Annotated in this window: 21 protein-coding genes; 7 read left to right on the top strand and 14 right to left on the bottom strand. The window is 68.6% G+C overall.

The features are described 5' to 3' along the window. Genes ABFX36_RS16000 through otsB form a run of 3 tightly spaced genes read left to right on the top strand, consistent with a single transcriptional unit; the run spans position 1 to position 2371 of the window. Positions 1–165 carry a hypothetical protein gene (locus tag ABFX36_RS16000; protein ID WP_006897333.1) on the top strand — a complete coding sequence of 55 codons (165 nt, stop codon included), beginning with the start codon at positions 1–3 and terminating at the stop codon, positions 163–165. A gap of 5 nt (positions 166–170) precedes the next feature. Then, entirely contained in the window at positions 171–1610 is a 1440-nt protein-coding gene (locus tag ABFX36_RS15995; RefSeq protein WP_278124986.1) for an alpha,alpha-trehalose-phosphate synthase (UDP-forming), read from the top strand. Beyond that, complete coding sequence (gene otsB / locus ABFX36_RS15990) at positions 1607–2371, top strand: trehalose-phosphatase (RefSeq protein ID WP_006897335.1); 765 nt, start codon at positions 1607–1609, stop codon at positions 2369–2371. Before ABFX36_RS15995 ends, otsB begins: the two co-directional genes overlap by 4 nt. A 600-nt stretch (positions 2372–2971) precedes the next feature. Here the strand turns inward: otsB and ABFX36_RS15985 are convergent. Next, positions 2972–4105, bottom strand: coding sequence for an ROK family transcriptional regulator (locus ABFX36_RS15985; RefSeq protein WP_006897336.1), 1134 nt, complete (start codon positions 4103–4105; stop codon positions 2972–2974). An 81-nt stretch (positions 4106–4186) separates the two neighbouring features. Here ABFX36_RS15985 and ABFX36_RS15980 point away from each other — a divergent pair, with 81 nt between their 5' ends. Then, positions 4187–4945 (top strand): SDR family oxidoreductase, encoded by a 759-nt coding sequence (locus tag ABFX36_RS15980; protein ID WP_006897337.1) that lies wholly within the window; start codon positions 4187–4189, stop codon positions 4943–4945. Between the two features lie 17 nt (positions 4946–4962). Here ABFX36_RS15980 and purU read toward each other — a convergent pair whose 3' ends face one another. Next, a complete protein-coding gene (purU, locus tag ABFX36_RS15975) occupies positions 4963–5850 on the bottom strand; it encodes a formyltetrahydrofolate deformylase (protein WP_006897338.1) in 888 nt (295 codons plus the stop codon). Positions 5851–5877: 27 nt separating this feature from the next. On the opposite strand from purU, the gene deoC reads away from it, so the two are divergent. Then, entirely contained in the window at positions 5878–6555 is a 678-nt protein-coding gene (gene deoC / locus ABFX36_RS15970) for a deoxyribose-phosphate aldolase (RefSeq protein WP_346077334.1), read from the top strand. Between the two features lie 31 nt (positions 6556–6586). Here deoC and ABFX36_RS15965 read toward each other — a convergent pair whose 3' ends face one another. The 6 genes from ABFX36_RS15965 to ABFX36_RS15940 all read right to left on the bottom strand — a co-directional run bounded on the left by ABFX36_RS15965 (position 6587) and on the right by ABFX36_RS15940 (position 11387). Next, a complete protein-coding gene (locus ABFX36_RS15965) occupies positions 6587–7744 on the bottom strand; it encodes an LmeA family phospholipid-binding protein (RefSeq protein ID WP_346077332.1) in 1158 nt (385 codons plus the stop codon). Beyond that, entirely contained in the window at positions 7737–8561 is an 825-nt protein-coding gene (locus ABFX36_RS15960; RefSeq protein ID WP_039867769.1) for a carbon-nitrogen hydrolase family protein, read from the bottom strand. The genes ABFX36_RS15965 and ABFX36_RS15960 overlap by 8 nt, the downstream gene beginning before the upstream one ends. A gap of 25 nt (positions 8562–8586) precedes the next feature. Then, positions 8587–9471 carry a hypothetical protein gene (locus ABFX36_RS15955; RefSeq protein ID WP_006897342.1) on the bottom strand — a complete coding sequence of 295 codons (885 nt, stop codon included), beginning with the start codon at positions 9469–9471 and terminating at the stop codon, positions 8587–8589. A gap of 107 nt (positions 9472–9578) precedes the next feature. After that, positions 9579–10367: a hypothetical protein gene (locus ABFX36_RS15950; RefSeq protein WP_006897343.1), complete on the bottom strand. Its 789-nt coding sequence runs from the start codon at positions 10365–10367 to the stop codon at positions 9579–9581. Further along, positions 10364–10876, bottom strand: a complete 513-nt coding sequence (locus tag ABFX36_RS15945; RefSeq protein ID WP_006897344.1) for a DUF2505 domain-containing protein — start codon at positions 10874–10876, stop codon at positions 10364–10366. The genes ABFX36_RS15950 and ABFX36_RS15945 overlap by 4 nt, the downstream gene beginning before the upstream one ends. 22 nt (positions 10877–10898) lie before the next feature. Then, entirely contained in the window at positions 10899–11387 is a 489-nt protein-coding gene (locus ABFX36_RS15940; protein WP_006897345.1) for a DUF2505 domain-containing protein, read from the bottom strand. A gap of 24 nt (positions 11388–11411) precedes the next feature. Here ABFX36_RS15940 and ABFX36_RS15935 point away from each other — a divergent pair, with 24 nt between their 5' ends. After that, positions 11412–12509 (top strand): UDP-N-acetylmuramate dehydrogenase, encoded by a 1098-nt coding sequence (locus tag ABFX36_RS15935; protein WP_346077330.1) that lies wholly within the window; start codon positions 11412–11414, stop codon positions 12507–12509. Here ABFX36_RS15935 and ABFX36_RS15930 read toward each other — a convergent pair. From ABFX36_RS15930 to ABFX36_RS15910, 5 genes are read right to left on the bottom strand one after another with little or no spacing between them, the layout of a single operon-like run. Next, positions 12487–13566, bottom strand: coding sequence for an alpha/beta fold hydrolase (locus ABFX36_RS15930; protein WP_222111006.1), 1080 nt, complete (start codon positions 13564–13566; stop codon positions 12487–12489). The two genes, ABFX36_RS15935 and ABFX36_RS15930, sit on opposite strands and share 23 nt — an antisense overlap. Then, a complete protein-coding gene (locus tag ABFX36_RS15925) occupies positions 13563–14339 on the bottom strand; it encodes a MerR family transcriptional regulator (RefSeq protein WP_006897348.1) in 777 nt (258 codons plus the stop codon). Before ABFX36_RS15925 ends, ABFX36_RS15930 begins: the two co-directional genes overlap by 4 nt. A 19-nt stretch (positions 14340–14358) precedes the next feature. Further along, positions 14359–14685 carry a DUF2516 family protein gene (locus tag ABFX36_RS15920; RefSeq protein ID WP_006897349.1) on the bottom strand — a complete coding sequence of 109 codons (327 nt, stop codon included), beginning with the start codon at positions 14683–14685 and terminating at the stop codon, positions 14359–14361. A 9-nt stretch (positions 14686–14694) separates the two neighbouring features. Continuing rightward, on the bottom strand, positions 14695–15168 hold the full coding sequence (locus tag ABFX36_RS15915; RefSeq protein ID WP_006897350.1) for a helix-turn-helix domain-containing protein: 474 nt from the start codon (positions 15166–15168) through the stop codon (positions 14695–14697). A gap of 60 nt (positions 15169–15228) precedes the next feature. Further along, entirely contained in the window at positions 15229–16446 is a 1218-nt protein-coding gene (locus ABFX36_RS15910) for a DUF445 domain-containing protein (RefSeq protein ID WP_346077371.1), read from the bottom strand. A gap of 142 nt (positions 16447–16588) precedes the next feature. Between ABFX36_RS15910 and ABFX36_RS15905 the strand changes: the two genes are divergently transcribed. After that, positions 16589–17374 (top strand): TetR/AcrR family transcriptional regulator, encoded by a 786-nt coding sequence (locus ABFX36_RS15905; RefSeq protein ID WP_346077369.1) that lies wholly within the window; start codon positions 16589–16591, stop codon positions 17372–17374. A 36-nt stretch (positions 17375–17410) separates the two neighbouring features. Here ABFX36_RS15905 and ABFX36_RS15900 read toward each other — a convergent pair. Next, positions 17411–18181: HNH endonuclease signature motif containing protein (locus ABFX36_RS15900; protein WP_346077326.1), on the bottom strand; the 771-nt coding region annotated here is incomplete at its 5' end.

Raw genomic sequence — 18181 nt, 5'->3', positions numbered from 1 at the left:
ATGGCAGCTAAGACGACCGACGACATCGCCGATGACGAACTGGAGCCGGTGACCGACGAGACCGCACACAAGGCCCGCCGCGTGGTGGCCGCTTACGCCACCGACGCCGACGAATGCCGCATGCTGCTGTCGATGCTCGGAATCGCTCCCGGCGAGTCCGCCTGACGCGGATGACGGCCCCCGGGCACCCTGCGACGGGTGCGGATTTCGTCGTCGTCGCAAATCGTCTTCCGGTCGACAAGAAGGTCCGGCCCGACGGCTCCGTGGTCTGGAAGCGTTCGCCGGGCGGACTCGTGACGGCACTGACCCCCACCCTGGAGACCCGGTCGGGCGCCTGGGTGGGGTGGTCGGGCAGCGCGTCGCAGGACGGGTCCCCCGAGGAGAAGCCCGACGTCGAGGGCATCGACATCCACCCGGTGCCGCTGAGCGCCGCAGAGGTCGAGGACTACTACGAGGGGTTCTCGAACGCCACTCTGTGGCCGCTGTTCCACGATCTACTCGTCAAGCCCGAGTATCGGCATGACTGGTGGGAGGCGTACGTCCGGGTGAACCGCCGGTTCGCGGAGACCGCCGCGAGTGCTGCGGCCCCGAATGCGATGGTCTGGGTTCAGGACTATCAGCTGCTCCTGGTCCCCGCGATGCTGCGCGAGACGCGTCCCGACCTGCGGATCGGGTTCTTCCTGCACATCCCCTTCCCGCCGACCGAGCTGTTCAGCCAGCTCCCCTGGCGCACCGATCTTCTCGAGGGCCTGCTGGGCGCCGACCTGCTCGGCTTCCACCTGCCCGGAGGCGCAGAGAACTTCCTGACACTCGCGCGCCGGCTCCTCGGCACTCGCACCTCGAACGGCCCGATCACCGCGCGGGAGGATTTCGGAGCGGTGGAGTACGACGGCCGCACCGTCAAGGTCGGCTCGTTCCCCATCTCCATCGATTCGGCCGATGTAGCGGCGCAGGCCACGGCCGCCGCCGACCGCGCGGTCGCGATCCGCGCCGAACTCGGTGACCCCGAGGTGCTCCTGCTCGGCGTCGACCGGCTCGATTACACCAAGGGAATCGACGTCCGGCTGGCCTCGCTGGAGCGGCTGTTCGCTTCCGGCCGGCTCGATCCCGCGAAGACGGTGATGGTGCAGCTCGCCAGCCCCAGCCGCGAGCGCGTCGACAGTTACATCGACATGCGCAATCGCATCGAGCAGATGGTCGGTCACCTCAATGGCAAATACGGGACCGTCGCGCGCCCGCCGATCCGCTACCTGCTGCAGCCGGTGGCCCGCGACGAGTTGCTCGCCTATTTCCGCGCGGCCGACGTCATGCTCGTGACCCCGATGCGCGATGGGATGAACCTTGTCGCCAAGGAGTACCTCGCCGCGCGCGCGGATCTCGGCGGCGCCCTCGTCCTGAGCGAGTTCACCGGCGCCGCAGCCGAACTCGGCGAGGCCTACCTGCTGAATCCGTACGACGACCGCGACGTCGACGACGCGATCGAGGCCGCCGTCACCGATCCCGCCGAGGCCCGCCGTGAGCGGATGCGCATCCTCCACGATCAGGTGATGACCAACGACGTGGATCTGTGGGCCACCAGCTTCCTCGACACCCTCGCCGCCGACGCATGACCGAGACGATGCTCGACGACGCCCTGCGGGCCGCGCTCGAAGCGTTCGCCGCCCGTCCGCGGGTGCTCGTCGCCTCCGACTACGACGGGTGCGTCTCACCCATCGTGGCGCGGCCCGAGGACGCCGTCCCCGAACCGCGCTCGATGGCCGCGCTGGAGCAGTGCGCCGCGGCGCCGCGGACCGCGGCGGCACTGGTGTCCGGCCGGGCCCGCGCCGACCTGCGCGCGCTCTCCGGAGCAAGTGAGAACATCACGCTGGTCGGCAGCCACGGCGCCGAGTTCGCCGAAGGCTTCGACGATCCGGTCACCGACGGACAACGCGAACTGCTGCGGCGGATCGTCGCCGAGTTCCGCGGTCTGAGTGCCCGGTTCCCCGGCACCTCGGTGGAGGTGAAGCCGGTCAGCACCACCCTTCATGTGCGCAACGCCTCCCCCGCCGACGCCGACGCCGCGCTCGCTCTCGCCGAGTCCGGTCCGGCGTCGTGGGACGGGGTGCAGGTGACCCACGGCAAAGCGGTCATCGAACTCGCGGTGATCGAGACCAGTAAAGGACACGCCCTCGACCGCCTGCGCGCGGCGCTCGAGGTGGACGCCGTGCTCTACCTCGGCGACGACGTGACCGACGAGAAGGCCTTCGCGCGCCTCGGTCCGGACGATGTGGGAGTCAAGGTCGGAGACGGCCCGACGGCGGCGCACTTCCGCGTCGCGGATCCGAACGGGGTCGCGACAGTCCTGGAGACCGTGGCCGCTCTGCGCCGCTGACGGTCGTGCGAAGGCGCACTGAGCGCCCCTCCCCCAGGCTGGTTGAGCGAGCGCAGCGAGTCGAAACCCCAAACAGGCGGTCTCGATACGGCATGCTCGCTACGCTCACAGGCCTACTCGACAACCCTGAAACAGACCACCGAGCGACCCTCCAGGCTCGTTGAGCGAGCGCAGCGAGTCGAAACTCCAGACAGGCAGTCTCGACACGGCATGCTCGCTACGCTCACACGCCTACTCGACAACCCTGAAACAGACCACCGAGCGACCACTCAGGCTCGTTGAGCGAGCGCAGCGAGTCGAAACCTCAAACAGGCAGTCTCGATACGGCAACCCTGAAACAGCTGCCGAGCGACCCTCCAGGCTCGTTGAGCGAGCGCAGCGAGTCGAAACCCCACACAGGCGGTCTCGATACGGCAACCCTGAAACAGCTGCCGAGCGACCCTCCAGGCCCGTTGAGCGAGCGCAGCGAGTCGAAACTCCAGACAGGCAGTCTCGACACGGCATGCTCGCTGCGCTCACAGGCCTACTCGACAACCCTGAAACAGACCACCGAGCGACCCTCCAAGTCTCGATACGGCCTACTCGACGAGCCGGATGAATTCAGCCGCCGACGACACCCAGTGGATCGGCGTACACCGCGGAGAGCGCCACGGCCACGGCCGCCGCCTCGGGTACGTGCACTCCGAAGCAGGTCGGGACGATCTCCAGCGGTCTCGGCAACAGGCTGGCCGCGTCGAACGCCGCCTGCACCGGAGCCAGCCCGTGCGGATGGGCCGAGAAGGCATCGCCGGCGACCGTGATCGCATCGGGATTCAACACATCACGCATCATCGCCACCGCCTCGCCGAGCACACGCGCGCGATCGTCGGCGACCACGCCGGCCGACTCGTCCACGTCCAGCCGGGCGGCCGCGGCCTTGACCGCCGCCGTGCCGATCACCGACTGCAACGGCGCCACCGGCTCGACGGCCAGCACCCCCGGTTCCACCCGGAGCCCGGCGATGGTCCCCGCGCCGTGCGCGGGCTGGTGTACTTCGCCGTCGATGATCAGGGCCATGCCGACCGTCTCACGGGCGTAGAAGAACAGGCTCGATCCGCTGCGCTGAACGGTCGACGCCAACAGTAATTCCGCGGCCGCCATCGCCTGAACGTGTTCGGCCACCGACACCGGCACGCCGAGGGCCGCGTGCAGACGCTCCCCCAGCGGCTGCCGATGCCAGCGCAGGATCGTATGGTCGACGAGGCCGGTGGCGTCGTCGACCACCCCACCGAGCGCTGCGCCCGCCCAGAGGACCCGCCGACCGGAGAAACGCCCCGCGAGTTCGGCGAGCAGTTCGCACAATCTATCGACGGCCGACGCGGCGTCGGCGTTCGCGAGTTCCTTCGTACGGATCGCGTGACTGTACAGCGTGCGGCCTCCGACGTCGGCGATGACGAGCGCCGTCCGACGGGCACCGATGTGCATGCCCGCGACGCAGAACCGGTCGGGGTCCAGGGTCAGTGGCAGCTTGGGCCGTCCGACTCCGCTGTGCCCGAGCAGATCGGGTCGCTCGATCACCAGGCCCGCCTCCAGGAGTGCGTTCACCTGCCGGTTGACGGTGGCGGCCGAGAGCCCGGTGTCAGCGACAAGTCGGTCCCGGGTCGCCGGAGCACTGATACGGACAGCGTTGAGAACGGCGGCGGCAGGGCCGGATCCGAAACGAAGTGGCGCGGCCACCACGCCGGCGATGGTCATGCGTCGAACCTATCAGCAGACGAGTTCGGGGCCCGCGGACTCCGGGCATCGCCGGCACCCGCCGCCACTAGACTCGATGCCATGACTAGCTCCGAGAGTTCCAGCAGCAAGGGCAAGATCGCGGTCGTCACGGGGGCGAGTTCGGGTATCGGTGCGGCGACGGCGCGCAGCCTGGCCCGCGATGGCTACACCGTGGTGCTGGGCGCGCGGCGCGTCGACCGCATCGACGCGCTCGCCCAGGAGATCGGCGGCCGCGCCAGGTACCTCGACGTCACCGACGCCGCCTCGGTGGAACGCTTCGCCGCGACGCTCGACCGCGTGGACGTTCTGGTCAACAATGCGGGCGGTGCCAAGGGCCTGGCCCCGGTGGCGGAGGCGGACCTCGAGGACTGGCGCTGGATGTGGGAGACCAACGTGGTCGGCACACTGCGCGTCACCAAGGCCCTGCTTCCGAAGATCGAGGCATCGGGCGACGGTCTCATCATCACGATCACCTCCACCGCGGCACTCGAAGCGTACGACAACGGCGCGGGCTACACCTCTGCGAAGCACGCGCAGGGCGTCCTTCACCGGACGCTGCGCCTGGAACTGCTCGGCAAGCCCATCCGGCTGACCGAGATCTGCCCCGGGATGGTCGAGACCGAGTTCTCCCTCGTCCGCTTCGGCGGCGACGCCGCGAAGGCCGAGTCGGTGTACGAGGGGCTGACGCCGATGGTCGCCGAGGACATCGCCGAAATCGTGTCCTTCACCGCGTCCCGGCCGTCGCACGTCGACCTCGATCAGATCGTCGTCCGCCCCCGCGATCAGGCCACCTCGCGCCGCAACATCAAGACCGGATAGGCGCCGGGAGTCGCGGACTACTGGAAGACGACCGTCTTGCGGTCGTGCACCAGCACGCGGTGCTCCAGGTGCCAGCGCACGCCGCGGGCGAGCACGAGCGTCTCGATGTCTCGGCCCTGACGCACCATGTCGGCCGCCGAGTACTCGTGGTTGATCCGGCTGACGTCCTGCTCGATGATCGGGCCGGCGTCGAGATCGGCGGTGACGTAGTGGCAGGTGGCGCCGATCAGCTTCACCCCGCGGTCGAACGCCTGATGATACGGCCGGGCCCCCACGAAGCTCGGCAGGAAACTGTGGTGGATGTTGATGGCCTTGCCGGCCCAGGCTTCGCACAGGTCGGCGGGCAGGATCTGCATGAAGCGCGCGAGCACGATCGCGTCGGGGTCGTAACCGTCGACGATCGCCCGCACGTCCGCGAACGCCTCTTCCTTGCCACCGGCGGGAAAGGGCACGTGGTGGAACGGAACACCGAATCGCGTGGTCATGGTCTCCAGGTCCCGATGATTTCCGACCACCGCACTGACCCGAGCCGGGAACTCGCCGCGCTCGGCACGCGACAGGAGATCGGTGAGACAGTGACTGTCCTTGCTGACCAGCAGCACCACTGATTTCTCGGCCCCGGTGTCGGACACCTGCCATTCGGCCTCGGGCCCGAACATCGCGGCCACCTCGGCGAAACGGCTGCGGAACTCCTCCACCGGCATCCCGATCGAATCGGCACGGACGGCCTGCCGGGTGAAGAACCAGCCGGTGGTCTGATCCGAGTGGTACGCCGCCTCGGTGATCCACCCGCCCACGCCGGCGAGGAAGCCGGAGAGGGCCGCAACGATGCCGGTGCGGTCGGGGCAGCCGAGGGTCAGGACGAAGCGACGGTCGTCGCCGGAGGAGATCTGCGAGTTGCTCACAGTTCTCAGTGTGCCAAGCTCGATTCCGTGACGAACACCAACCTGACCCGAGCGGATGTCGCAGCGATGGTCGACCACACGCTGCTGAAGCCCGAAGCGACCCGGGCCGATGCGCAGACCACCATCATCGACGGTCTGGAGCTCGGCGTGTACTCGATCTGCCTGTCACCGTCGATGCTGCCCATCGACACCGGGTCCGCGCGCACCTGCGTCGTGGCGGGATTCCCGTCGGGCAAGCATCACTCGCTGGTGAAGGCATCCGAGGCACGCCTCGCTGTGGATTCCGGTGCGGATGAGATCGACATGGTGATCGACGTCGGCGCCGCGGTCGACGGCCGGTACGACGAGGTCTTCGCGGACGTCCTGACCGTCCGCGAAGCGATCGGCCGCGACCGGGTGCTCAAGGTGATCGTCGAGTCCGCGGTCCTGCTCGACGCGGTCGGCGACGACTGTCTCGTGCAGGTCTGCCGGCGCGCCGTCGAAGCGGGCGCCGACTTCGTCAAGACCTCGACCGGTTTCCATCCGGCGGGCGGTGCGAGCGTCCGCGCGGTCGAGTTGATGCGAGCGACAGTCGGCGACGGCGTCGGTGTCAAAGCCAGCGGCGGCATCCGGACGGCGGCAGCAGCCGCCGACCTCATCGCCGCGGGCGCGAATCGCCTCGGGCTGTCGGGCACCCGCGCGGTGCTGGACGGCTTCCCCGAGTAGGCCGCAGCAGAACGGCTGCCGAGCGGCACGGCTAGACCGCGCAGCCTCCGGAACCGCTGGACGCGTTGGTCGACTCCGCGGCCGACTTCAGGTTCACATCGTCGCCGGCGAAGGCGAAGTCGATGCCCGACTTGCCGACGTCGAGCTTGGTGACGTGGATCTGCTTGAACAGCGGACCGAACATCGCCGCGGTGACCTGATCGACGATCGGCTGAGCGAAGTCGGACGGGAGACCGAACATCAGCGCCGTCGCGTCCTTCACCTCGAACGAGACCGCACCGTCCTTCACCACCGGCTTGAGCGTCACGGTGGCGGGGATCGGGATGATCGTGATGTTGACCGTCGTGGAGATCTTGATGGTCCCCGCAGACGGATCGGCGCTGATGGACTCGATGGTCGGGCTGCCGTTCTGGCCCTCCTGGCTCATCGTCTGAATGCGCTCGTAGGGAAGGAACCCGTTGCCCTGCAGCGACTGCACGGTGCCGCCGTCGGTGCTGATCCCCTCGGCCCGGGCGTGCAGTTGCATGGTGGAGTCGCCGCCACCGGTGGTGTCTACCTGGACCCACGGGACGTCGCCGTCGACCACCGACATGAGCATCGGTCGCCGAGACACCGAGACGTCGGTTCCGGTTCCGGTCAGGTTCTCGAAGGAGGTCTGCAGACAGCTGGTGACCTTGTGCCGGACGTACAGTTCGGATCCGACGCCGGCGATCACCACGAGCAGTACCACGGCGGCCACGATGAGGCCGATCGTCCGGCCGCGTCCGCGCTTGGCCGACGGCGACGTCATCACCGGCGCACCGGACGACGGCGGCGGCGGTGGCGGCGGAGCTGCCGCGACCGGAGTGAACGCCCCCGAGTCGAGTGCGTCCATCTGCTTGGTCGGCGGCTTGCCGGACTCCGAGTAGGCGTGTGTGGCCGGGTCCGAGGTGTAGCGAATCGGCCCGGTGATGACTTCCCCGGTCGGGGTGTCGTCGGGAAGAGCGCCGTCGGTGTCCGGGACGCTGTGCTTGCCCGTCGCCGCGGGCTCCTCGGACCCTGTGGACTCGTCGGACCCCGCGGCCTGGGCGGGCTCCCCCGCCGCATCCGACTCCGGAGCGACGTGCTCCCGGGTCTCGGATTCGCCGACGGCGGCCTCGTCGGAGGCTTCGTCGTCGGAGGAATGCGACGAGCGCGGAGAGTCAGTCATGCGGGTTCGTCCGATCCAGGCGGGGAATGTCACGGGCATTGGCCAGCACGGCCAACGCGCTGCGCGCCTTGTCTGTCAGGGCGAGATCGATGTCATGGACACCCATCTGCACCGCGGAGTCATAGTCGGCGATCACGCTACCGAATGGATCTGAGAGTCGGCTATGACCTATCCCGGTGGGAGCCAAGGAGTCTCTGATGGCGGGGTCGGAGGGTTCGGCCTGGCCGACGCCCGCGACGTAGGCGGTGGAGTCCAGCGCCCGAGCGCGAGTCAGGATCTCCCACTGCTCGAGTTTGCCGGGTCCCGAACCCCACGACGTGGGGACCACGATCATCTGTGCTCCGCGTCGGGCGAGTTCGGTGAACAGCGCGGGAAACCGGATGTCGTAGCAGGTGGCGACGCCGACCGTGCAGTCACCGACGTCGAAGACGAGCGGCCGGTGTCCCGGCGCCACGGTCCGCGACTCGGCGAAGCCGAAGGCGTCGTACAGGTGGATCTTGTCGTAAGCGAGGGGTGCGCGTCCGGGTCGTGCCACCAGGACCGTGTTGCGGATCCGGCCGTCGGGCGCGGGCGTGAACATCCCCGCCGCCACCGCGACTCCGTGAGCGTCCGCGGCGGCCGCGACCGCCGATGCCCACGGGCCGTCGAGTGACTGCGCCACATCGCGGAGGGAGACTCCGAACCGGCACATGGCCGCTTCTGGAAACACCACCAGGTCGGCTCCGGCCGCGGAGGCGTCCCGCACGCCGTCGAGCACGATCTCCAGATTGGCGTCCGGGCTGTCGGTGGAACTCATCTGGGCCATCGCCAGTCGCATGCAGTCTCCCTCGGGCACGAGAACATCACTTCTGATAAAGCGTAGATCCCTCCGGCCCGCGGCTGCTGCTGATGAGCTTGGCGAAGCAGTGGTCCTTGTCGAGCCCGTTTCCGCGGCACCAGGCCAGTGCGTCGTCCGCGCTCGCGAAGCCCTGGGCCGACACCGTCACCCACCAGCCGCTTTCGGAGAACACCGGCCACTCACTCGAGTCGAGCAGCCGCACCTGCGGGTACCGGGACCGAGACGACTCGAACTCCGCCAGGATGGTCTGGTTGTCCCAAGTACGGCCGTCGGCGTACAGGCCCGGGCGCTTCGCACTGATCTGCGCAGCCCAGCGATCGGCGAGGGCACCGCGGAAATCGGCGGCGTCGGCCGTCGCCTGATCGCGCAGGCGCCCGGCGGCATCGGTCTCCGGATCGGCCACCACCGATGTCACGGTGTGCGTGGGAGGCGCCTGCGTGACGACCGTCGGGGCCGGGTCCGCGGTCTTCTCGTCGGGGGCGTTCACGACCTTCATCCAGACGACGACGGCGGCCACCGCCAGACCTATCACGCAGGCGATCGCCAGACCGAGAAGGACCGCACGGCCCGCCCCGCCGGCCGGTGCCGGTCCGTAGCCGGGCGGCGGATACGGGCCGCTCGGATACTGCGTCGGAGCGTAGAGCGGTCCCGAGGATGCGGGGCCGGCGTAGTGCGGACCCGAGCGGTACGGGTCCTCGAGACCGGGGGTGTCGTAGGTTCTGGTCGGCTCCCGCAGCGGCGGCACCGACGGAGGGTCGGGCACCGGCCGCGACATCGTCTCGGCGTAGTGATCGACGTCGGGCGCAGTCTGTGCGGTGTCATTCCGTGCGGTGTCATTCCGTGCGGGGTCATTCCGTGCGGGGTCATCCGGCCGGCCATCTGTGGACATGCCGGAAGCGTATCGGCGAACTCCGACATCTTCGGGAAACCCGACCGAACGGACGACAGTCGCAGCGCGTGGCCTCGGGGCTTCCGCCGCGTGCGGAACTCGTCAGGTCAAGCGGGAGCGACGGCGCCCCACGGCACGGTCAGCAGGTTGTCCACGCGACGGCCGCGAGGCACGCGGACGTCGACCCCCGAGTCCCGGAGCATGTCACGCGCGTACCGCCAGCGGTCGCGCGGGCCGAAGACCTCGCGCCCGGCCGCCCGGTCCCAGCACTGATCGGCGGTCTCCAGGAGCCGATGGATCGCCTCACCGTCCACGTTGCGGTGGATCAGTGCCTTCGGCAGCCGTTCGGCCAGCTCCGACGGGCGGCGGGTGTGTGCGGGCGACCACGCGAGAGTCAGTTCGATCGGTCCGTCGCGGTCGAGGAGGATCCAGCAGCATCGGCGGCCGATCTCGTCGCAGGTGCCCTCCACGATCAGGCCGCCCGGGGCCAGCGCGCTCCGCATCTGCGCCCACGCCGCATGCACCTCGTCCTCGCCGTACTGCCTGAGCACGTTGAACGCCCGAACCAGATGCGGCCGCATACCCGCGAGTTCGAAGCCGCCGAGCGCGAAGCGCACCCCGTGACGCGGTTCCACGATCCGGGCGGGGTCGATCTCCAGGCCGACGAGGTCCAGGTCGGGTATCACCCGGCGCAGCCGGATCGCCATCTCCACCGCGGTGTCGGGGCGGCCGCCGTATCCGAGGTCGACGGCCAGCGGCCGCGGAACGTCGCAGGCGGCACGGACACGGGGGTCGGCGGCCATCGCGCGGTCGACGCGACGGAGCCGATTGATGTTCGTGGTACCGCGGGTGATGCGCCCGCTGGGCCGTCCGGCCGCGAGGCCGGCGCCTCTCACGCGAGGTTGTCCTCGACCCAGGTCGACGTGAACTCGGCTTCGCCGCGGAACAGGTCCACCAGATTCACCAGCATCAGCTGTTCGAGCTTGGCGTTGACGAACGGGATGTACACCTTCACCTCGGTCGTCTTGCGGATGGTGCACCCGGTGTCGGTCGGGAACAGTTCCTGACGCCCGGTGAGCGAACCCGGACCGGCCGGGATGGACGCGCTGTAGCTGCCGTCGGTGTTCACCGGATCGAACACGCCGTAGTTCTCCGTGCGCGTGATCATCATGTCCTTGAGCATGACGGTCTGGGCGATGGGCGGCAGCATGTCCCGCGTGATGGTCTGCTGCAGGACCACGCGGATCCCGTCGTCACCGGTCTCGAACTCCTCGACGTTCGAGATCGGGGTCAGCTCGCGGAACTCGACCATGAGATCTTCCCAGTACTTCTTCTGCGACAGTGCCTGGTAGATCTTCTCGGCCGAGTGCGGGTACCGAGCTGAGTAGCTGAGCCGTCGTGCCATGTGGGACAGCGTAACGTCAGATTCAACCCTGCCGAAATTCGACGGATGCGTCACGTTCGGCGTCGAGCAGCAGTCCGACCTGCTCGATGATCGCCTTCTCGATCTTGCCGCCGACGAACGGGATCGAGACATCGGCCTGTCCGGAATACCGCGCGACCGCCGGGTCCCCGCTGATGACGATGTCACCGTGGATCTTCGCCGGAGCACCGGAGACCGCCGCCTCCATCGAGCCGGTGATCTGCTCTCCGGCCAGCCGGAACACGCTGGTCCGCGGGATCTCCAGGTCGCCGGGCCGGACTGCGGTCACGACGGACGGCAGGTTCTCCGCACCGACGCCCTGCTTGCTCACCACCGTCACCTGATCGCCGTCGAGTGCGAACGACTCGATCGAGCCGTGCCCGGCGTTGGTCGCCTGCACCAGGTCCCGCCAGTACTGTTCGGTGCTGATCAGCGACCACAGTGCGGACACGGAGAACGGATAGCTGACCGAATGCTCGAACTTGCTCGACATGGCAGCCAGGTTACCGTTACTGACGTGACCGACCCACAGCAGACCACCCGTGTGCGCGACGCCTCGAGCGTCCTCTTGGCCGACTTCACCACCCTGCGGCTGGGTGGACCCGCACGCGCCGTCGTCCGGTGCGAGACGACCGACTCACTGGTCGCGACGGTCGCCGGTCTCGACGCCCGGCGCGAGCCGGTGCTGCTGATCGGTGGCGGCTCCAACCTCGTGATCGGCGACGACGGTTTCGAGGGCACCGCGGTCGTCATCGCGAGCGCCGGAATCGAGTACGGAGACGAGGACGGACGGCCGTACGTGACGGCTGAGGCCGGAACCGATTGGGACGCCCTGGTCGCCGACACCGTCGCCGCGGGCTTCGGCGGGCTGGAGTGCCTCTCGGGCATCCCCGGCGCCGCAGGCACCACACCGGTTCAGAACGTCGGCGCTTACGGCGTCGAGGTCGCCGACGTTCTGCGGAGCGTGCGATTGCTCGACCGCGCCACCGGAGACATCCGCTGGGCTGCGCCCGACACACTGGGCCTGGCCTACCGGACGAGCGACTTGAAGGGCCGCCACGATCAGGTGGTGCTGGCCGTCTCGTTCTGGCTCAATCCGGGCGGCGTGTCGGCGCCGATCCGGTACCGCGAACTCGCCCGCACGCTCGGCGTGGACGAGGGCGGCACCGCCGGCGCCCGCGACGTGCGCGACCGGGTGCTCGGGCTCCGCGCCGCGAAGGGCATGGTGCTCGACCCCGCCGATCACGACACCTGGAGCGCGGGATCGTTCTTCACCAACCCGATCGTTCCCGAAGAGCGTGTGGAGGCGACTCTCGAGCGCATCGCGGCGCACGCCGGCGCCGACGTCGCGGTCCCCCGCTATCCGGCGGACGCCGGTGTGAAGCTGTCGGCGGGGTGGCTGATCGAACGCGCCGGTTTCACCAAGGGCTTCCCGGGCGACGGAGCGCCCGTCCGGCTGTCGACCAAGCACACGCTGGCGCTGACCAACCGCGGCGGAGCCGACACGGCGGACCTACTCGAACTCGCCGGGCGGGTGCGGGACGGGGTGCGGGACGTCTTCGGCGTCGAACTGCACCCCGAACCCGTCTTCGTCAACTGCCGGTTGCCGCGCTGACTCCGGAGAGCAGATCGTCGAGCAGTGCGTCGAACTCGGCGGACCGCTCGTAGGGAACCATGTGTCCCGCACCCTCGTACACGTTGTACGAGTACAGGAAACCGCGTCGGCTCAGCACCTTGGCCATCTCCTGGGCGTGTTCCACCGGCGTCAGGAGGTCGGCGCTGCCGACGACCACCGCCGTCGGGACCGTCACCTTGTCGAGTCCGGACAGCACGTCGAGCGAGTACATCGCCGAGCCCCACGCACCGCGCGCCTTCGGCGAGCAGGAAGCGATCATCTCGTCGGTGAAGTCGACGTGGGCCTGGCGGGCGACGGGACCGGTCGTCACATAGTGGGAGAACTTCTCGGTCAACGAGTTGCTCGGCAGGGGCAGCCTAGAGGAGGTGAAGGTCCGCTCCAGCACTCGCTTGCCCGGACCGGCCACGGCCGGCATGTCCTCGGGGATCAGATGCTGTCGCTGCACCACTCCGCGTGCAGCCGTGGAACACAGGACGATGGCCGAGACCCGGTCCTCCATGCCCGCACCGAACTGCTTGGCCCACGACATGATCGTCATGCCGCCCATGCTGTGTCCCACCAGCACCGCGCGCTTGCCCTCGGGGATCATCGCTTCGAGGACCGCCTGCAGGTCCTGACCCAGCATCTCGATGGTCGCCGCGGCCGTTCCCATCTCCGAGAGGCCGTGGCCGCGCTGGTCGTAGGCCACCATCGGGCGGCCGCTGCCGAAGTGGTTGAACTGTGCGTTCCAGAATCCGGTGTTGCAGGTCCAGCCGTGAATCAGCACGACGATCTCGTCGGCGTCCTCGACGTCACCGGAGGCCACCACGTGCAGCAGCGTGCCGTCCGGGGTGCCGACCACCGACGACCGCATGGGGTGCGTCGGCGGAGCGAGCATCGGGTCGGGGCCGTCCTGAACGGGATCGGGGTACTTGAACACCTCGCGGACCATGAATCCGCCGGCGACCGCCAGTTCGGCAGCCGCCACTCCAGCGGCGCCCACCGCGCCGATCGTCGCCCAACGGCGCGCTCGCGTCCATGTGTTCTTCGTCGTCATTCGTCGACCTCCGTCTGGCCGCCGGTCGCCCGGCTGCTCTGCGCAGACTGCTGCTGCGTCGCATCGAAATAGGTACTGGCCTCGCCGATCGCCCGCGAGATCTCCTTGTCGAGAGCCCGGCTGAAGGTGGTCTCGACGATCTCGTGGGCCATCGGCCGAACGGTCTGGATCAGCTCGGCCATCTTCGCCAGCTTCTCCTCGCCGAGGTTCGGCAGATTCTCGTCGAAGTACTTGTCGGTGATGATGGATACGAAGCTCCGAGCGACATCGGTCAGATCCGACTCGACTCGCATCCATCGATCGAGCAGGTCATCGATGTCGATGCCGCCCTTCACCAGCACTTCGGCGCCTTCGAGCAGCTCCGGATTGCGGATTGCGTAGTGGGCGCCGTCCTTCGTGAGCAGTCCCAGCTTCTGACTGAGATTGATCGACCGCTCGTCGGCGCCCAGCGTCTTCTTCAATTCGGTGAAGGTGATGGTGGCGGCCCGCTTGATGTTGCGGAACCTTCCGCCCTTCGGAGCCGCGCGCAGCACGTGCTCCACCTTCATTCCGTAATGCGCGGCGTGCAGGAGTTCGCTGATCGTCGCGAACGTGTAGCCGCGTTCCAGCATGCGTGAGATCAGGTTGAGCCGGACGAGGTGCTCGTCGGAGTACCAGCCGGTGCGCCCGCGGATCGTCGGCGGCGGGAGCAGTCCCCGGTCCTGATAGACGCGGATGTTCCGGACGCTGACTCCGGAGACCTGCGCGAGGTCGTTGATGCGGTATTCGCTCACCGGTGGGGTCCCCGCGTCCCTACGCGTTCTTCCGGAACCACGAGCGGCCCAGGATCTCGTCGGTCCGAACCCGGACGTCGACGACGTAGACGAGGACCGCGGTGATCGCGGCGAGGAAGAACATCAGTCCGAAGCCGAGCGATGCCTGCACCAGCCAGATCAGCAGCGTCGACACGGCGAGGACGGCCACCCAGAAGGTCTTCGTCTGCGCGTCGACGGCGGTGAAGGCGTCGGGTCGCGTGATCGCGGCGTGCACCAGGGCCACGGCCGCGGTGACGCCCGCGATGACGGTGATGGCCAGCAGGATGTACTGCTGGGCGTAGATGACGAAACTCGCTGCGCTCACGACTCCACCTTAATCACGCGCCGGCTCGGCCGAATCGGCCCGGAGGACGTCGACCGTGCCGGCCGCGGACGCTCCGTCCGACTGCTCGCTCGCTCCGTTCTCTCGGCGGAACGAATCGTAGATCTCCAGCAGCATCTGCTTCTGCCGCTCGCTGATGGAGCTGTCGGCGAGCAGTGCGTCGCGCACCGGGCTCGCCGGCCGCGCCTCCAGGATTCCGGCGCGCACGTAGAGCACTTCCGCGGAGACGCGGAGTCCCTTGGCGATCTGCGAGAGCACGTCGGCCGACGGCTTGCGCAGCCCGCGCTCGATCTGAGAGAGGTACGGGTTGCTGACGCCCGCTCGCTCGGCCAGCTGCCGGAGTGAGACCTTGGCGGACAACCGCTGACTGCGGATGAACTCGCCGATGTCCTGCGCAGCGGTGGCCATGGCCTCGACGGTTCCCGTCTCGGACTGGCCGTCCTGGTGATCATGCTCGGATGTCATACGAAACTCGTGCCTCCCGGATTCCATTATCCGCACCGGGCGCTAACAAGTGCAAGCGCGTCAGGGGAACAGCAGAACCGAGACCGTGTAAATGGCCAGGCCGGCCAGCGATCCGACCACCGTGCCGTTGATGCGGATGAATTGCAGATCACGCCCGACCTGCAGTTCGATCTTGCGACTGGTCTCCGCGGCATCCCATCCCCGGACCGTCTCGGTGATCACCGAGATGATCTCCGCCGAGTAGTTGTCGGCCACGTGACGGGCCGCCCGCACCGCCCAGCCGTTGAGCTTGGCCTGCAGCGGTTCGTCGTCGCGGATCCGTTCCGCCAACTGCACCACCGCGTCGGAGAGCGAGGTACGCAGCGTCGACTCCGGGTCGTCGAGCATCTGCTCGATGACCGCCTTGCCCGCCTGCCACGCGGTCGACGCCGCTCCGGTCACCTCGTCTCGTCCGAGGAGTTCCTCTTTGAGGTTCTCGAACTTGGCGATCGTCGCCTCGTCCTCCTGCAGTTCCCGGGCGAAGTCCTCGACGAAATCGTGCATGGCGATCCGCAGCTCATGCTGCGGATCGGCGCGGACCTTGTAGGTGAACTCGGTCAGTTCGCGGTAGATCCGGTCGCCGACGAGATGGGTCACGAAGCGCGGTGCCCACGCCGGACCGTCGCGGTCCACCACGCGGTCGATGAGCGGCTGACTGCCCAGCGCCCACTCGTGCGCGCGGTCGCAGGCGAGTTGGATCACCGGTTCGAGACGGTTCTCGGCGACGAGCTGCTCGAGGATGCGCCCGGCGGGCGGTGCCCACAGCGGTTCCGCCGCCCATTTGAGGGCGGCCTGTATGAGGCGTTCGACGTCCTCGTCGCGCAGCATCTCCGAGCAGAGCTTGAAGATCCTCGAGACCTCGTCGTTCACCCGCGGCTTGTTCGCCGGGTCGGCGAACCACGTGGAGACTCTGCGCGGCAGGTCGAGCGAGGCGACACGATCCTCGATCACCTCGCGGGTCATGAAGTTCTCCTGGACGAAGCCGCCGAGCTGGTCGCCGATCTGGTCCTTCTTCCGCGGGATGAGCGCGGTGTGCGGAATCGGCAGTCCGAGCGGCTGACGGAACAGCGCGGTGACCGCGAACCAGTCGGCCAACGCACCGACCATTCCGGCCTCGGATGCGGCGCGGACGAATCCGACCCACGCGGCCACGTCCGCTCCGTCCCGGTGTTCGAGCCAGCGCATGCAGAAGTAGATCACCGCGGCGCCGACCAGCAGGCCGGTCGCCACGATCTTCATCCGCCGCAGGTCGTGGGCTCGTTTCGCGTCCGCCTGCGTCAGTCCCGCGGGCACCGCTGGAGACTTCGGGGTGCGCTGTCGATGGTCCAAGGTTGACGACACTCGTCCAGTGTTCCGTACGAGCTACTAGGGTTTCCAGGTGATGCCGAACCCTCCGATACCCACGAGTGCCGCGCGCGCCGCCGTCAACGCGGCGGCGACGCTGACGCGCGAGCTCGAACAACGCATCCTGACGCCTGCGGTGGAAGCCGTCGCCTCCGACGGCCGTAAGCAGCGCTGGGAGAAGCACAAGCAGGAGCGACGCGCCGAGCTGACCGCGGGCACGGTGGAAGCGATCCGGGCTCTCGGCCCGGAGGTCGGAATGGACGACATCGCCCGCCACATCGGGGTGTCGAAGACCGTGCTCTACCGGTACTTCGCCGACAAGAACGACCTCGCCGCCGCCGTCACGCTCTGGTATGTGGAGACGACCGTGATGCCGCGACTCATCGACGCGCTGTCGGGCGACATCGGCGACTACCGCCTGGTTCAGGCCGTCATCAGCGTGTACGTGGAGACGGTGTCGTCGGATCCCAATGTCTACCGGTTCACGATGGCGCGGCCGTCGGGCAGCCGTCCGGTCGCCGCCGAGGCCGAGAAGATCTTCGCGGGGGCCCTCGAATCGACGCTCGAGGCGCGATTCGCGGCCCGCGGCGCCCAGACTCGCGGCGCCCGCACTTGGGCACGCGCGATGGTCGGGGCCACCACCGTCGCCGTTGAGGAGTGGATCGCCGTCCCGGACCGGACCTCGCAGGATCTGGCCGAGGAACTGACGATGCTCGTCTGGGGCGGCATCGTCGGCGTGGTGGGCGCGGGTGGCGATCCGGCCTGCTTCGCAGCCGATCCGCCACAGCTCCCTCCGGACGAAGGGCCGACGCCCGCCGGGTGACCGGGCACAGACCGGGAGGCTCTCCGCGACCACGGCTCAGGCCGCCGCGTGTCCCGGCCGGGACTCGCGATCGGGTCGGGCCGCGGCCTCCGGCGGAGGATGCTCGCGGCGATGCGGAACGGGAACTTGTTGATCTTCTCGTGGGTGCAGGTGCCGTGCTTGTCCGGCGTGGTGGATGGGGTTCAGGCGCCAGGGTTGGTCGGTGGTGGCTGGTCGCCAAGCCATGCGTCCGGTGTGGGGTCCGTCGGTGAGGATGGTGGTCTCCCATTGGCCGCGGTTGGTGCCGACGGCGCGGTTGTGGCGCCCGCACGCGGCGCCGAGAGCGTCGATGTCGGTGCGCCCTCCCGGGGTGATCCAGTCCGGTGCGTGGTGGGCCTGAGTTTGCGCGAAGGGGCGATCGCAGCCGGGGGCGGTGCAACCGCGGTCGCGGGCGAACAACGCCAATCGCTGCGCCTTACTCGCAAACCGAGCCCCACGGCCCTGGTAGAGGACCTCGCTGGTGTGATTCCGGAAGACCGCCAGATGAGGCACGGCGTCGGCAGCGAGCCGGACCAACTCGCCGATCGGAACACGGGTGCCGGTGGCGGTCAACGCGATTCCGGCGTGGGCGGCGAGTTCTTGATCGGTGACGGTGATGACGAGCTCCGCCGGTATCCGGCTCGGTGCACCGAGCCCGCCGTGGGCGAGAACGCAATCACACAACGCCAGCAACGCATCGTGCGTGCGCTGAGCGGCACTGCGCAGATCCCGACCCCGCGCCGCCGCCAAAGCCTCGGCGTCGATGCCGTCGGCGTCAATGGTTCCGGT

Source organism: Gordonia cholesterolivorans, assembly GCF_039531975.1.
Taxonomy (GTDB): Bacteria; Actinomycetota; Actinomycetes; order Mycobacteriales; family Mycobacteriaceae; genus Gordonia; species Gordonia sihwensis.
Note: the sequence above shows the minus strand (reverse complement) of the source record. Positions and strands in the feature narration are given on the sequence as shown.